At 48.6% G+C, this 15,497-nt stretch carries 12 protein-coding genes; 10 read left to right on the top strand and 2 right to left on the bottom strand.

The window, feature by feature from the left end; genetic code table 11:
• Positions 1 to 69: 69 nt before the first annotated feature.
• Positions 70 to 1,197, bottom strand: a complete 1,128-nt coding sequence (locus tag DW085_RS12540; protein ID WP_347475082.1) for a Na+/H+ antiporter NhaC family protein — start codon at positions 1,195 to 1,197, stop codon at positions 70 to 72.
• Entirely contained in the window at positions 1,197 to 1,397 is a 201-nt protein-coding gene (locus DW085_RS20610; RefSeq protein ID WP_347475081.1) for a hypothetical protein, read from the bottom strand. Before DW085_RS20610 ends, DW085_RS12540 begins: the two co-directional genes overlap by 1 nt.
• A 533-nt stretch (positions 1,398 to 1,930) precedes the next feature.
• Between DW085_RS20610 and DW085_RS12535 the strand changes: the two genes are divergently transcribed.
• The 10 genes from DW085_RS12535 to hpt all read left to right on the top strand — a co-directional run bounded on the left by DW085_RS12535 (position 1,931) and on the right by hpt (position 15,473).
• Positions 1,931 to 2,206, top strand: coding sequence for an HU family DNA-binding protein (locus tag DW085_RS12535; protein ID WP_022360642.1), 276 nt, complete (start codon positions 1,931 to 1,933; stop codon positions 2,204 to 2,206).
• Between the two features lie 130 nt (positions 2,207 to 2,336).
• Positions 2,337 to 2,576, top strand: coding sequence for an RNA-binding S4 domain-containing protein (locus tag DW085_RS12530; protein WP_022360641.1), 240 nt, complete (start codon positions 2,337 to 2,339; stop codon positions 2,574 to 2,576).
• Positions 2,577 to 2,614: 38 nt separating this feature from the next.
• Complete coding sequence (locus tag DW085_RS12525) at positions 2,615 to 3,280, top strand: TetR/AcrR family transcriptional regulator (RefSeq protein WP_107001694.1); 666 nt, start codon at positions 2,615 to 2,617, stop codon at positions 3,278 to 3,280.
• Positions 3,281 to 3,516: 236 nt separating this feature from the next.
• A complete protein-coding gene (locus tag DW085_RS12520) occupies positions 3,517 to 10,689 on the top strand; it encodes a carboxypeptidase regulatory-like domain-containing protein (RefSeq protein ID WP_182430876.1) in 7,173 nt (2,390 codons plus the stop codon).
• An 85-nt stretch (positions 10,690 to 10,774) separates the two neighbouring features.
• A complete protein-coding gene (yabP, locus tag DW085_RS12515) occupies positions 10,775 to 11,059 on the top strand; it encodes a sporulation protein YabP (protein WP_022360387.1) in 285 nt (94 codons plus the stop codon).
• Between the two features lie 10 nt (positions 11,060 to 11,069).
• Positions 11,070 to 11,468, top strand: a complete 399-nt coding sequence (gene yabQ, locus DW085_RS12510) for a spore cortex biosynthesis protein YabQ (protein ID WP_022360388.1) — start codon at positions 11,070 to 11,072, stop codon at positions 11,466 to 11,468.
• 1 nt (position 11,469) lies between these two features.
• The gene (locus DW085_RS12505) at positions 11,470 to 11,820 is read left to right on the top strand and encodes a septum formation initiator (protein ID WP_347474443.1); all 351 of its coding nucleotides are present in this window, start codon (positions 11,470 to 11,472) and stop codon (positions 11,818 to 11,820) included.
• 166 nt (positions 11,821 to 11,986) lie between these two features.
• On the top strand, positions 11,987 to 13,405 hold the full coding sequence (locus DW085_RS12500) for a SpoIIE family protein phosphatase (protein ID WP_118293769.1): 1,419 nt from the start codon (positions 11,987 to 11,989) through the stop codon (positions 13,403 to 13,405).
• A 159-nt stretch (positions 13,406 to 13,564) separates the two neighbouring features.
• Positions 13,565 to 14,956 (top strand): tRNA lysidine(34) synthetase TilS, encoded by a 1,392-nt coding sequence (tilS, locus tag DW085_RS12495; RefSeq protein WP_243034027.1) that lies wholly within the window; start codon positions 13,565 to 13,567, stop codon positions 14,954 to 14,956.
• On the top strand, positions 14,949 to 15,473 hold the full coding sequence (gene hpt / locus DW085_RS12490) for a hypoxanthine phosphoribosyltransferase (RefSeq protein ID WP_022360393.1): 525 nt from the start codon (positions 14,949 to 14,951) through the stop codon (positions 15,471 to 15,473). The genes tilS and hpt overlap by 8 nt, the downstream gene beginning before the upstream one ends.
• The last annotated feature ends 24 nt before the right edge of the window (positions 15,474 to 15,497 follow it).

The following is a 15,497-nucleotide window of genomic DNA, read 5'->3' as shown; positions in this document are numbered from 1 at the left end:
ACGAGAAAGTCGGACAGCTCTTCTTTATGCCTCAATGCGTTTATGTGTGCAGTGGAAAGGGTTCCGCTGTTATTTTTTTGCTTTGACACGGTCTCCGCGCTCTGGAAGCAGAAAGATACAGATTAAAGAACTGATAAACAGCATGCTTGGATAGAACAGAAGCGGCATGACCTCAAAGGCAGACAGTTCATAGCCCAGCTCATGAACCGCCGATAATGCTACCAGCATCTGAGCACCGTAAGGCAGGATTCCCTGGGAGATACAGGAAAAGGTATCCAGAAGGGAGGCTGTCTTTCTGGCACTGATGCCATAATCTTCAGAAATTTCCTTTGCAATAGGATTAGCCATAACGATAGCTACTGTGTTATTGGCAGTTGCGATATCCAGCAGGGTAACTAAAAGGCCGACACCAAACTGACCGCCGCGTTTTCCACGGAAGATGCGATGAATAACGTTAAGAAGAACGTCGAAGCCACCGTTTTCACGGATCAGTGCGCACATAGCTGCAACTAAGATGGCAACCATACTGGTCTCAAACATGCCGGAAGTGCCGGAACCCATGTTGGTAAGCATTTCCCAGGGAGTAGTCTGGCCGGAGCCCAGCATAATGATGGCACCGGATACGATTCCGACTAACAGAACGACAAATACCTGAATACCGGCAATGCCGCCTGCTAATACCAGAAGATAGGGGATCAGCTGAATCAGGTTGTATGGTTTTATGATGGCAGCTCCCGGATCCTGATGGAAGGAAACGACCAGGATAAGTGCCAGGGAAGCGATGGCAGCCGGAAGTGCGATGCCGAAGTTCTCACGGAATTTATCCTTCATAGCACATCCCTGACCGTTGCAGGCTGCGATGGTTGTATCGGAGATGAAAGAGAGATTATCTCCAAACATGGCACCGCCGATGACAGATGCGACGCAAAGGGCCAGAGAGAAACCAGAGGTCTCAGATACGGCAGTGGCAATCGGAACGATCAGGGTGATGGTTCCAACGGAGGTTCCCATGGAGGTAGAGACAAAGCACGCTACCACAAAGAGAACAGCAACGGAAAAACGGGCCGGGATAAGAGACAGCATCAGATAAGCAACGCTTTCAGCACTGCTTCGTCCTACGACACCGACAAAGGTTCCGGCTGTCAGGAAGATGAGAAGCATGGTGATGATGTTCTTATCTCCGATGCCTTGCCCCATCAGCTCCAGTTTCCGGTCAAAGGAAGAGAACGGTTCTGGAAACAGGCCGTCAGGATCGCAAGCATAAATGCGACAACAATCGGAATGTTGTAAAAGCCCATCGGGATCTTCATGATATATTCTGACCAGATTCCTAGCCCCAGATAAAAGATCAGAAATACAGCGATAGGCAGAAGGGAAGATAGTTTTTGCTTTTTCATAATAATTTTCAGCCTTTCTATATGTTTGCCGTAATAGGCCGGATATACATTATTTGATCTTACCATAAGAATGGGATTCAGGCAAGTAAAGAAGACAGTGTAACTGTAACGAAAAGGTTGACGAAAGCCTGTAAAAACGATATTCTGAAAGACGGAGAAAAGCATGCAAAAACGATAGAAAACATGAGCGGAAATGAGATAAAAGCACAAGGGATTTCACAGATACTACACGGGTTTTCACCAAAAAATCACAGTGTGAAGTGCTTGCGTGTGCTTCACACTATGATTTTGGCGATGTTTCGCATTTAAAATCGGAATAATCTGCTGCCTCAACGGCATCGTACGGAATTTTCAGTTTAGAAAATTCCTATTTGCGAGTCGTAACGATTGTCGGTTCGGAATGTGAGGAAAAGTGCAAAAAACCTTGACAAAGCAAGGAGAAATGTATATAAATGTAAAGTAAGATTTGCGGGCATGTACGAAGAAAACTAAGAGGATTCATGTGCAAAGATATAAGCTAGGAGGAATATACGATGAACAAGACAGAATTAATCGCAGTTGTAGCTGAGAAAGCAGAGCTTTCCAAGAAAGACGCAGAGAAGGCAATCAAGGCTTTCACAGATGCAGTATCCGAGGAACTGGTTAAGGGCGGAAAGATTCAGCTGGTTGGCTTTGGTACTTTTGAGGTAGCTGAGAGAGCAGCTAGAGAGGGAAGAAACCCGAAGACCGGCGAGACCATGCCGATCGCAGCTTCCAAGACTCCGAAGTTCAAAGCTGGTAAAGCATTAAAGGATATGGTAAACGCATAATTATCTCAGACATATATGTGTGACAGACAGCCCTTCGTGATGAAATATCATGGAGGGCTTTAGTATTATAGGAGCGAAGGGATTCCGCCAGGATGAAAGTGCCCTGCAAGGGGGTATGGAAAGGAAAAATATGAGGCTAGATAAGTATTTGAAAGTGTCCCGCATCATCAAGAGAAGAACCGTAGCCAATGAAGCGTGTGACAGCGGACGAGTGATGCTGAATGATAAAGTGGCAAGAGCCAGTGCAGAGGTTAAGGTTGGGGATGTGATTGAAATTGCTTTCGGCAATAAATCGGTGAAGGTCCGCGTTACAAGCGTACAGGAGACCATCCGCAAGGAAGATGCCAAAGAAATGTTTGAATACCTGTAAAAATCCAAGAGACGTCAGTAAAAGGCGCGGAGGACGAAATGCCAAGAAATATAGAGCGGGATGAAAAAGAGGCGATGCGCCGGAAAGAACAGCTGATGGAAGCTGGATTCAGGCTGTTTTCGCAATATGGGATCGAGAATGTCAGTTTACAGAGGGTGGCGGACGCTGCGGAAGTGGGCGTTGCGACCCTATATAACTATTATCAGACGAAGGTCAAGCTTGTGATAGCGATCAGCGGAAAAATCTGGGGCGATCTCTGGAAGGAGATTCTGGAAGAAAAGGGACCGGAGATATTTGAATCATTCACGGCGTATCAGTACATTGAGTTTTATACGGACCAGATCATCCGGATTTACCGGGAACGACCGGAAATGCTCCGGTTCAGTAATAACTATAAAAACTTTATCTCCCGGGAGAAAGTCAAGGGGGAAGCGCTGGCTGAACATCTGGATGTTTTGAAGCCGGCAGGAGCGCTGTATCATAAGTTCTATGAGCAGGCGAGGAGCGATAAAAGCATCCGGACCGATATTCCGGAGCAGCAGTTATTTACAAGCGTTGCGATTGCGATGCTGGCAGTGGCTGAGCGCTATGCACAGGGAATTGTGTGGGCGGACGATCACAAGGCAGACCACACGCAGGAACTGGAATTTTTAAAAGAAATGCTCCTGACATGGTGCAGAACCCCGGAGAACCTGGAGAAATAATCATATAAAGAACGGAAATAAAAAAAGAAGTCAAGAGAATTGAGGTGCCCCCTCAAAGTTAGACTTTTACGAGACGACTTCGGTCGTCTCGTTTTTCTTTATGCGCTTAAAAGAACAGATTCTGTCTTGAATTTGTGAGAGTTGATTATTATAATATAAATATAGTGACGACTCATTTGTGTATACACACTTTATGACGGATAATCAACATTTCGAGAATGAGAGGAAAAAAGCGTATGAGAAGGAGAAAAAGAAGAATCCTGGCAGCAGGAATGGTGGTGGTGATAACGTGCAGTTCATATGGCTCTGTGCCTAGAGTTTATGCGAACACGAATTTTTATCAGATCCGGGAGATCGAGAGCTTATCGGAACAGGTCCTGTATCAGAAAGTTCCCTATGGCACCCGGTATCAGGATCTGGAGATGCCGGACAGCATAGACGTTTTTGTCAGCGGGGGGGGGCAAACCGAAGATGTGCCTGACGCAGGGAGCGATGAGAATGTAGCTGCGTTTGCCAACCGCACAAATGATGATGCCGTGCTGGAAAAGACAGACAGTGAAGAGAATGGAGAAAAAGAAGATACTGAAGGAAAAGATGCCGGAGAGGATAGCAAAGACAAAAGCGAAGGGGAAGAGGGCTTAGAGAAAGCGGAATCCGGTTCAGGTGAACAGGGAGATTCTGGGAAAGATGGAAATTCGGCGGAAAATGGGGACTCTCAGGATGAAAATGCAAATCCGGGGAACGGTGAATCGGACGGAAAAGGCGAAGATTCGGATTCTGGAGAGAATGGATCGGATGAAAAGGGCGAAAATTCAGATTCTGGGAAGAAGGAATCCGATGAAAAAGATGATTCCGGTAAGACAGATTTCGGTTCTTCGGGTGGAAATGCAGATTTGAATGAAGATGTCAAGACGGATGAGAAGACCGAGGAAGAGATTGGCGAAAAGAAAGGTTTCTGGCGAAAAGTAAAGGTGCGCTGGGTTCTGGATGCAGAAGAGAGCCAGGCATCCCGTTATGATGGAGAAAATCCGGGTATCTACCTGTTTCGCGCAGAGCTGAAAAGCAGCAATTATGAGGTAGATGAGGATGAACTTCCAGTGATCCAGATCACGGTCCTGGAAGAAGAGCAGGCGAAAACGACGCTGGAATTTGCACCGTTGGAAGAATCGATCACCGATCAGCTTCTCCCGCTTGGAAGCAAAGAATCCGACATCCAGTTCCCGGAGACTCTTACCGTGCGTGAGACGATGGGAGAAGAAACCACCGAGCGGACTTTGTCGGGTATCACGTGGAAACTGGATGCGGAAAACAGCGACTATTCTGAATTTCAGGGCGGACTGGCACCGGAGGACTATTTTGACCGCTTCGATGAGGACGGCGAACCAGAAGAAACCGAAGAAAAGACCTGGGAAGGCTACGATAAAGCCAATGAAGAATACAAGGGGGCGATCTATACCTATATTCCGGTGATTCCGGAAAGCGAAGAGATACCGGAAGACACTGCTTTGCCGGAGATCCATGTGCAGGTGGGAGACGCGGGGATTGCGCTGTATGCGGATGAAGGAATCACGGGAAGCGGTACATTGGAAGATCCGTATGTGATTACGACGGCAGATCAGTGGTCTATCGTCATGGGTAAAGGAAATAAAAATCAGTATAATGGAAGTGGTCAGTACAATTCTAATGTAAATAAATATATTAAATTGGGGAATAATATTGATCTTAGCGAAGTTGACCCGTGGGAGGAAAGAACATTAACAACTTGCTTAGACGGTGATGGCTATACTTTGAGTGGAATTTCACAGCCGTTGTTTAGCAGTGTGAAAGGAACGGTAAAAAATTTAGTTTTATCGAATGTGAAAATTAAAGAGGCGAAAAATTTCAAACATGTAGGCGCGATTGCTAGAACGACAGCAGGTACAGCCATCATTGAAAATTGTTATGTTGAAGGTGCCAAGGACAATGGCGATGATGATGCGGGGATTCTTAATACAGGAAACTACGCAGCGGGTGGACTAATTGGACAGGTTCCTTCAAGTAGCACGTTGACGGTAAAGAATTGTGTTGTTAATGCGGATGTTAAGAGTACAGGCTCAGATTCTCAAAATTCATTGGCTGGTGGTTTGGTTGGATTGGTTTCAGCAAAAAATATATTAAACATTGAAAATTGCATGGCAATGGGAAGTGTTTCAACAGAGTGTAATAGTGGCTGCGGTGGCTTAGTTGGCGGAAGAAATGTAAATGTTATAATCGAAAAAAGTGTAGCATTACAGAAAACAGTTTCCACAAAAAAACTTAGTAGTTATGTAGATAGAATTTTTGGCTATAGTGGAGATTCAACCGTTTATGTATCAGGAAATCAAAATTATGCTTATCAAAATATGGCAGGCGGATATAATGGAAATTTTGCTAACAAACATACAGAGCACCATGGCGAAGGTGTCACGAAAGCAGAACTTTTAACAACCAATTTCTGGGAAAACAAGATCGGCTGGGGAAATGACTCAAATTCAAGCTGGAAAATTGAAGCAGATCAGTTCCCTTCGCTGGAAACAACAAATGGTGATGTGATATTTTCAGGTGATGATTTACCAGATTACCTCCAGGCAACCAATATGGTAACAGGAACTGTAAGCTCTGGAGAAACAGGACTTGATGGTGCGGAGATTATCTTTAAGAAGGGGAATAGTGAAAAAAGTACCACAACCAATGCAGATGGTGATTTTGAGATTGAACTCGCAAACGGAATTTATACGGTAACAATCAAAAAGACCGGATATCTGACGTGGACAGATAGTGTTACAATTCCAGGAAACCTTGATTTCACCTTGGAAGCCAACCCGGTTTCCATGCCTGCGAGACAAACTGTGACAGGAACTTTCCAGACAACCGATGCGGAAAGTGCCACAGCAGAAGGGGAAATTAAACTTATATATGCAGGAACAGATAGTTTGCAGCCGAAAGATTTTACCCTTTCATCCGAGGAAGATGGAATGGAGTATGGCGAAGTTACAATTTCTGGAGTGGAAAAAACAGAAAATGGATGGGGGATAAAGATTCGATTTGCTAAATCGCTGGCTCTTGGCAGTATAAATGAAAAACAGCTTTATGTCCATTATAAGGGAAGCTTGATTGGCTCAATCACGCTGACAAAAGAGGTGAATCTTGTTCAGCTTGCAGCGCCTGCGGATGTCAAATGGGATGAGACAGTAAAAGGAAAAGCCGTCTGGAGTCCGGTTGAGAATGCGTCGGGTTATAAAGTACAGCTCTATAAGAATGGTTCATCACTGGGGGCTGGGGTAACACTTGGGGCGGATGCAGCCAGTTACGATTTTACCTCCCAGATTGCAGATAGCGGAACCTATACGTTTGGAGTCCAAGCAACGGGCGATGGTTCAACCTATGATGACAGCGAGGAAGAGAAGAGTGGAACCTATGAATTTTCCGAGCAGACATTAGCGGATGTCAAAAAAGCGGTAGCGGCAGCGCTGCAGGCGAAGACAGTGACAAATGAGACGACATCAGAGGAAATTTTGCAGGTTGTACAGATTGTTATCACAAATAACAAAATTCAGGCGAAGTGGTCCGATGAAAAAGGTTTTAAGCTAACACCGGCAACAGACAGAACAGATCCGGGACAAAACGGAAGTATCACGGGAACGATTGTTTTGAGCTATACCGCTGATAGCGCGTCAACAGAAACAGATACAATCGAAATAAATCTTCCAATCGCGGCGAAGTATGCAATTACCTTTACGTCTGGACGTAAGGATTCACAGGGAAAGGCGCCGACACTGGAAAATGCCGCAGCCGGAACCGTGATTACGCTTCCGGAGAATACCTTTAAGGTATACGGCATGAATTTTGGAGGCTGGAGTGACGAAACTAAGACATATGCCAGCGGTGCAAGTTATACAATGCCGGAAGGAAATGTGACATTTAAGGCGGTATGGGTGCAGGATCAGTGGGATGGACAGGCGGTTGTGGAACCGGCCAAAGATGAAAATGGTTATTATCAAATTAGTACAGGGGCAGAGCTTGCGTATTTCCGAGATACGAACAGTTCAAACTGGAAAGCGAAACTGATGTGCGATATTGGTATGGGCGGTCACGACTTTGCCCCGATTAATCAGGCCGGAGCTGAATTTGATGGATGCGGACATACGATTCAAGGCTTGAATGTAGTCGGCGATGCTTATGTGGGATTGTTTCGAGCAATTTCTTCGAATTGTGAAATTAAGAATCTGACCATAGAAAATGCGGTGGTTAAGGCTTCCGGCGATAAAGCGAGAGTTGGCATCCTGGTTGGTGATGTATATGGTTCTCTGACAGTAGAAAATTGTTACGTCAGTGGAACAATCGAAACTGCAGATGGAACAAATAAGATTGAATCGGCAGGAGGTTTGATTGGAAACGTAAGGGAGTATTCGAATTATTCGGTAAATATTAAGTCCTGCTATGCAGATGCTAAAATCAAAGGAACCACCGACAAGGGATTTGCAGGTGGTTTGGTCGGTTGGACCGGTGGAACTACAACCATTGACAACAGCTATGCAGTTGTGGATATGGACGTTGATAAGGGATATTATATCGGCGGACTGGTAGGAAGCGGCAACGTAACGATCTCCCACAGCTACGCGGCAGGCGAAACGCTGACAAAAAATCCCACTGGCGCATCCGTGGCGGGCATTTCCAGCAACGGTTCGATTTCCTCCTGTGTCAGCATTTTCCCGGAGATGCGATCGCTCAACCGGATTGGTGGAAGAACGGGAAGTTACCAGAACAACTACGGCTTTGCCGGCACAGTTGCGAGAAAATCAGATGGAATGATTTTGACCCCGGAACCGGATATGATGGGGGCAGATAAGCTATATGGAGCGGACGCAGCGGCGGCAGATCTGAAAAATCCGGCATTTTATAAGGGGCTGGGCTGGGATTTTGATTCTACCTGGATGATGGATTCAACCGGCGAGTATGCCTTCCCGATTCTGAAAAACCAGACTTTACGTCCGGATCTGACGCTGGATCTGACACCTTCGGTTACCGGAATTACGCTGGATAAGACCAATGAGACGATTTACCCAAGAGGAAGCGTCCAGCTTACTGCAACCGTCGATGTGGCAAACGGAGCGTCCAGAGAAGTGACGTGGAAAAGCAGTGATCCGGCAGTCAAGGTAGAGGACGGCTTGGTAACCGCTGCGGATGTGGCAAATGGAACCTATATAATCACAGCCATCAGCAAGGCGGATCCTTCCAAGCAGGCAGAATGCCAGCTGACAGTTGATACGGCGGAGCACACAGTTACAGTAGGACGGGAGAATACGATAAACTCCCTGAATGCAGTTGTGAAAGCGTATGCATCCCTGGATGATGCAAAAAAGGAAACAAATCCGATTTCTACGATAGGTAGTGAAACTGGTACATTTACATTTTCACGGAAAGCCGGAGAAAAAGTGTACCTTGCATTTACGGGTCTGGATCCGAAAGATGTCGTAAGCGAAGTAACGATTACCGGTGAGAATAATTCAAAAGTGAATGCGACAATTTGCAATCTGGAGAATCCGACGGTGTATTGCTTTACGATGCCATGTTCAGATGCCTCCGTACAGGTTTCCTATGCGGAAAATATGAACGCGTACCAGTATACCTGGTTCGTAGGACAGGAATGGGGTACCTGGGGAACAACGGCAGCCTTTGAAACCAAAGAGTGGAGTGGAGTGGACCATATTGGCTCTCTGGAAGTAACAAAGATTATCAATGGCAAGCTGTTTAAAGAATTTAATATAAAATCAATGTCGCTGTATAAGAAAGGTTCAGTTACAACGAACAAGGTAAATAGTAGAGCAGAACTTAAAGAGAACGGCGATTATTACATCGAAAAAGATAATACAACCGGTCTCCCGACTCTCTATGTATACTTAGCTGGACCGGGCATGGTAGCTGTGGATATCGAGGTTAAGAATGATCAAACTGCGATATTTTCGATCACAAAGAAGCCGGAAAGCAGTTCTTATTATATGCTGGACAAGCCTGCGGCAAGAGCCGGGGAAGTGGTAACGGCGACCTTGACAAATGAAGGTGTCAGACAGATGAAGGAGAATCCGAACAAGAATGCATGCCTTACATACAGCGGTGGTTTCCTTGTAGTTATTTACCCGCCGAAATTTACCGAATCCGATGGCAAATGGACGGCTTCCTTTAAGATGCCGGCGCAGGATGTTGAGACACATGTGTATTTTGGGGACAAAGATAAGGTTACACTGAATGGTACGGATAAAGAGGTTGATTACGATGGAACGCCGAAGTCTGTGGGGGATGGAATTCAGGCAACGATAGGTGGACAGGATCTTTCGGAACAGTTTCAGGGTCAGTATGAGGTTCACTATGAAGGTGTGAACGGAACCGTTTATTTCAGCACGACACCGCCGACCAATGCGGGAACGTATTCCTGTAGGATTAAGATCCCGGACAGCAACGTAAATTATAAGAGTGATCCGATTACAGTGCGCCTGACGATCAAAAAAATAGCAACAAAGACCCCGAAAGCACCGCAGGCAGCAGCGTGGACAGACACCAGCGTGACCCTGGAAGCACCGTCTGCATTTGTGGATGGAACCGCGATTCCGGCAGGATATGAAGTGGAATACTGCGTGGATCAGGGAGAATGGCAGGATTCACCGGTATTTACCGGGCTGACACCGGAAACGACTTACAATTTCTATGTGAGACTCAAAGAAGGTGTCAATACGACGGCATCCGCAGCCAGCGAGGCGGTAACGGTCCAGACAAAGAAAGCATCGTCTGACCCGTCCAATCCGACGAAACCCAACCCGTCGAACCCGAATCCATCGACCCCAGGCAATCCGCAGGGAACGACCACTTCCGGCCGCGACAGAAGTACCAGCACATGGGTAAAAGAGAGTGCCGGATGGCGCTACCGCCTGTCAAATGGCACGTATCTGTCCGGAAGCCTGGTTCTGGATCCGGCGACCGGCAGGCAGGTTGAACAGGTTGTGTGGAAACAGCTCCGGGGCGCATGGTGGGCATTTGGAGCCGACGGATATATCCGGACGGGCTGGGTCTATGATTACAGCGCAGGCAAATGGTACTATGTGGACGAAAACACAGGCATGCGGACGGGCTGGTATCTGGATCCGCAGGACGGCAGATGGTATTATCTGGATCCGGTAACGGGAGAGATGCTGACGGAGTGGCAGCTGATTCCGGATTTGGGCTATGTATACTTAAATCCGGATGCACCGCAGCCGACCTGGGCGTATGATGAAGCATTAAAAACCTGGGTTTACATGGAGGGCGCAGGGCGTCCATATGGCTCCCTTTATATGGCTGAGTGGACACCGGACGGCTATTATGTAAATGCAGACGGTGTCTGGGAACCGGCCAGATAATCATTCATAAACCTGAAAACCTCCCAATATATTTAACAATAGGCAGCTATAGGCTATAAGTTAGATAAATTGGGAGGTTTTTTGCATGGAAGAAAAATTGGATGCCAGACCTCACAAGCTGGAGCTTCTGAACCGGGAAAAGGGGAGTGTGACGGGGATCCAGGATGTGGTGTCATTTGATGAGAACCAGATGATTCTCGATACAAACATGGGGCTTCTGACGGTGCGTGGGAAGGCTCTGCATGTGAGCCGTCTGACGTTGGAAAAGGGCGAAGTGGATATTGAGGGCGAGTTTGAAAGCTTTTCGTATTCCTGCAATGAGTCCCACCGGAAATCGCAGGAGTCGTTCTTTGGACGGCTGTTCCGTTAGGCGGTGGCGGATGAGCGGGACGGTGAGAGGGGAAATATGGCTGCTTGGCGGCAGTGTGTGTACGGGAATCGCGCTGATGATGATGTATGACGGGCTTAGGATCTTCCGGTGGCTGGTACGGCACGGCTCATTTTGGACAGGCATGGAGGATGCGGCGTATTGGCTTTTTGCCAGCTTTGCGACGTTCCGGCTTTTGTTCGGGCAGAATGACGGAGTCTTGCGCGGCTATGCGGTGGCGGGCGTGCTGGGCGGCATGGTGTTTTATGACCGGACGGGCAGCCGTCTTTTGTTTGCGGTATTGAAAAAATGCAGCGGATGGATTAAAATGAAAAGAAGAGGCAAAAAAAGCCAGAAGACCGGAAAGAAACGTACAACAAGGGGACAGGCAGAAAACATGGAAAGGAAGTGAGATGAGAATGCGTAGACAGATGTCGGAAGGCAGACCGGGTGGAAATGTGCGGAAAAAGAAAAAGGATAATTTAAACAACCGGATGGCGCTTGTGGGCGTTACGATGGTAGTGCTGAGTCTGGCGGTTGCCGTGCACATCAAGGGCATCGATCTCAAGGAAAAGGATAGGAGTTATTCAATTCGTGAGGAAAATCTGGAGGCACAGGTTGCGAAAGAAGAAGAACGTGCCAAACAGCTTGAGGAATACCGCGTATACGTGCAGACCAAGCAGTATATCGAGAAGGTAGCGAAGGAGAAGCTGGGGCTTGTAAACCGCAATGAGATCCTGCTCAAACCGTCCAATTCGAATTAGGCTTGCGGTGCATCATAGAATGTCCGGGGCATGCCACACAGGGGAGCAGCATTCCTGGATGTGTCGGAAAATGTCGAAGTTTTCCCTGGTTTTGCTCTGTCCGTTTGACAAATATTTCTCTCCAGCCTGTATATAATGGCGTTATACAGGTTAGGAGGGATTTTTTGTGCTTAAACGGAGAACTTTACATAGAGATATGGCGGATGTCAACGTCTACACGGCAAGACGTTTAAAGAGCATGGCACTGTCACTGGGCGGTCTGGCGCAGGCGTTTGCGGATGAGATCGGCGGGCAGGGGCATCTGACGAAGGAGGACGGGCTGGCGGCAATGCAGACGGCGGCGTCGGCGGTATGCGGCGATTGTACACGGTGCAACCTGTATTATGGCAGCCGCCGGGACGACAGTTATTATCTCTATTATCTGCTTCGGACGTTCGAGCAGAAAGGGAAAATCGACCTGGAGGACATGCCTCGCCTGTTTCATGAGATCTGTTCCCAGAGAGAGGCATATTTGCGGGAATTGAACCGGAGTCTCGGGCGGGCGACGATGAATCTGGGGTGGAAAAACCGTTTTCTGGAAAGCCGGGACGCGGTGATCGTCCAGTTCCGGGAGCTGGCGGCGATTCTGGAGGAATTTTCCAACCAGATGGAACAGGCGGCGGATGTGACGGCATCCTGGGAGGAGGTGCTTTCAGGGATACTCCGCAGAAGCCATCTGCGCGTGGACAACATGCTGGTGCTTCAATATGAAAATCAGCAGAAGGAGGCGTTTCTCACACTCCGCAGCGTCAACGGGCGATGCATGACGGCGCGGGATGTGGCGGAACTTCTGGGACGCGCGATCGCCGGAAGCCACTGGAGTGTGGCGAAAGACAGCAAAAGCCTGATCACCCGCAATGCGGCGACCTTCCGTTTTGTGGAAGAAGGTAAATACCGGATGGTGTACGGCATGGCGTGCAGCCCCAGGGAGGGTGAACCGATTTCAGGCGATACGTGTACGGTGCAGACCGGGCTTCCGGGGCAGGTGATTATGAGCCTGTCGGATGGCATGGGAAGCGGCAGAAGCGCCAGCGAGGACAGCGAGAAGGTCATTGAGCTGACCCAGCGCCTGCTGGAGACGGGATTTTCGGCACGATCGGCGCTCAAATTGGTAAATACGGTGCTTCTGCTGGCGGGTACGGAGCAGAATCCGGCAACAATCGATCTATGTTGTATCGATCTGGGGACAGGTGTGCTGGAAGCGATGAAGCTGGGCGCGGTGCCGACCTTTATTCTGGGGCGTGAGGGCGTTGAGTTTCTGGAAGCAGGCGGGCTGCCGATGGGAATCGTACAGAACGCGGAGCCGGTTCTGATGTCGCGGAAAATGTGGGACGGCGAAAAAATCATTATGATAAGCGACGGTATTCTCGAAGCGATGCCGGGGGAACACAAGGAAGAGACGTTCATGGAATTTATATCAAACCTTTCCGGCGGCAACCCGCAGGAACTGGCAGAACAGATCCTGGCGTTTGCGTCCGGGCTTTCGGACGGGGGTGTGGTGGATGACTGCACAGTGTTGGTCGGGACGGTGCTGGAACGTGGGTAGTTACTGGGCACGTATGCGTGAACAGTAACGTAGAATCTGGCAGGTTGAGAAATAAGAGGAGATCCGTTATACTGTGAAGGTACGGAACAGTAGTTACGAGTGGATGTTAAGAGGGATAAAAAGAAATATAAAAGAATGCAGAAACAAACAGAAATTTATATGAGACAAAATCATATGGCCAGGCCGGGGGATGGCGTTCTGGTCGGTTTATCCGGGGGAGCGGATTCCGTCGGTCTTTTGCTGGTGCTCTGGAAGCTGCGGGAGACGTTTCAGATTTCCCTGCGGGCGCTCCATGTCCATCACGGGCTGCGCGGCGCGGAGGCGGATAGAGATGCGGCATTTTCACGGATGCTGTGTGAACGGCTGGAAGTTCCTTTTTATGAGTTCCGTATCGATGCGGCGAAAGAGGCGCTTGACCGGAAATGTTCCGTCGAGGAGGCGGGACGGCAGGCGCGGTACCGCCTGTATGAGGAGACGGCGCTTGCGTGGGAGAAAGAGATGTATCCGGATTTGACATCGGAGAATGCGGGGAGAAAAGAGGCGGCAGCCGCCCGGGTTCACATCGCCACCGCCCACCATGCGGATGATAATGCGGAAACGGTTCTTTTTAACCTGTTCCGCGGAAGCGGTCTGACCGGGCTTTCTGGCATTGCTCCGGTGCGGGGGCGCATCATCCGTCCTCTTCTCTGGGCGCAGCGGAGCGAGATTCAGACCTGGCTGCGGCAGCAGGGACAGGACTGGGTCGAGGACTCGACGAACCAGGAGAGTGAATACAGCCGCAATTGGCTTCGGAATGAACTGCTTCCGGCGGTAGAAGAGCGCCTGAATGCACAGGCAGTCCGTCATATCGACCAGGCGGGCAGACGCATCCGGCAGGCAGATGCCTATCTGGAAGAGGTGGCAGAAGAATGGCTTCAAAAGCATGCACCGGACGGAAAGGCGGATGCAGGAGCGCTGGCAGAACAGGCGGAGATTGTGCAGGGTTATATCGTGCGGCGGTTGTTTTTAAAGAGCAAAATGCCGCTCCGGGACGTGACGGAGACGCATGTGCAGGCGGTGCGGGAACTTCTGCATCAGGGAACCGGAAAGAGTATTTCGCTGCCGCATGGGTTCCGGGCGGTAAATATATATGGATTTCTTGAAGTGCGCCCGCTTAGTCATCCAGGAGAAAGAAAAGGGGGTTTGCTTCCGGGCATCCAGAATGAGAATCTTTTGCAGATGCATACTTTCCCCTGTGAAAATGGGGATGAATTTCCGAAAAACCAGTATACGAAATGGTTTGACTATGATAAAATAAAAGGTACCTTATCGCTGAGACACCGGCAGCCGGGGGACTACCTGACACTGCCGTCCGGCGGTCGGAAGACGCTGAAATCCTGGATGATCGATGAGAAAATTCCGAGACAGGAGCGGGAGGAAATCTGGCTTCTGGCGGAAGAAAAACATATCCTGTGGATAGTGGGGCACCGGATCAGCGCATATTATAAGATAACAGAACAGACAAAAACCATCCTTGAGGTGGAATTTAACGGAGGAAAAAGCAGTGGCTGATAAGATTCGTGTATTATTAACGGAAGAAGAAGTAAACAAGAAGATCAGTGAAGTGGCAGCACAGATCAACAAAGATTATGAGGGAAAGGAAGTCCACCTGATCTGTATCTTAAAGGGCGGCGTATTCTTTACCTGTGAACTGGCAAAACGCCTGACTATTCCGGTTTCCCTGGATTTCATGTCTGTATCCAGCTACGGTTCCGACACCAAGTCAAGCGGTGTGGTAAAGATTATCAAGGATCTGGACGAGCCGCTGGAGGGCAAGAATGTCATCATCGTGGAGGACATCATCGATTCCGGACGCACCCTGGCATATCTGATCGAGGTATTAAAACAGAGAAATCCGAAAAATATCGAGCTATGCACCCTGCTTGACAAGCCGGAGCGCCGCGTAAAAAAACAGGTTCAGGTTAAATATACCTGCTTTACAATCCCGGATGAGTTTGTCGTAGGTTACGGCCTGGATTACGATCAGAAATACCGCAACCTGCCGTACATCGGTGTTGTGGAAGTATAAGGAGGAAGCCAGTTGAAACAACGT

It is taken from the genome of Clostridium sp. AF50-3 (genome assembly GCF_003477445.1).
Taxonomy (GTDB): domain Bacteria; phylum Bacillota; class Clostridia; order Lachnospirales; family Lachnospiraceae; genus Otoolea; species Otoolea fessa.
The sequence above is the reverse complement of the archived record's forward strand: the minus strand, read 5'-3'. Positions and strand labels throughout refer to the sequence as shown.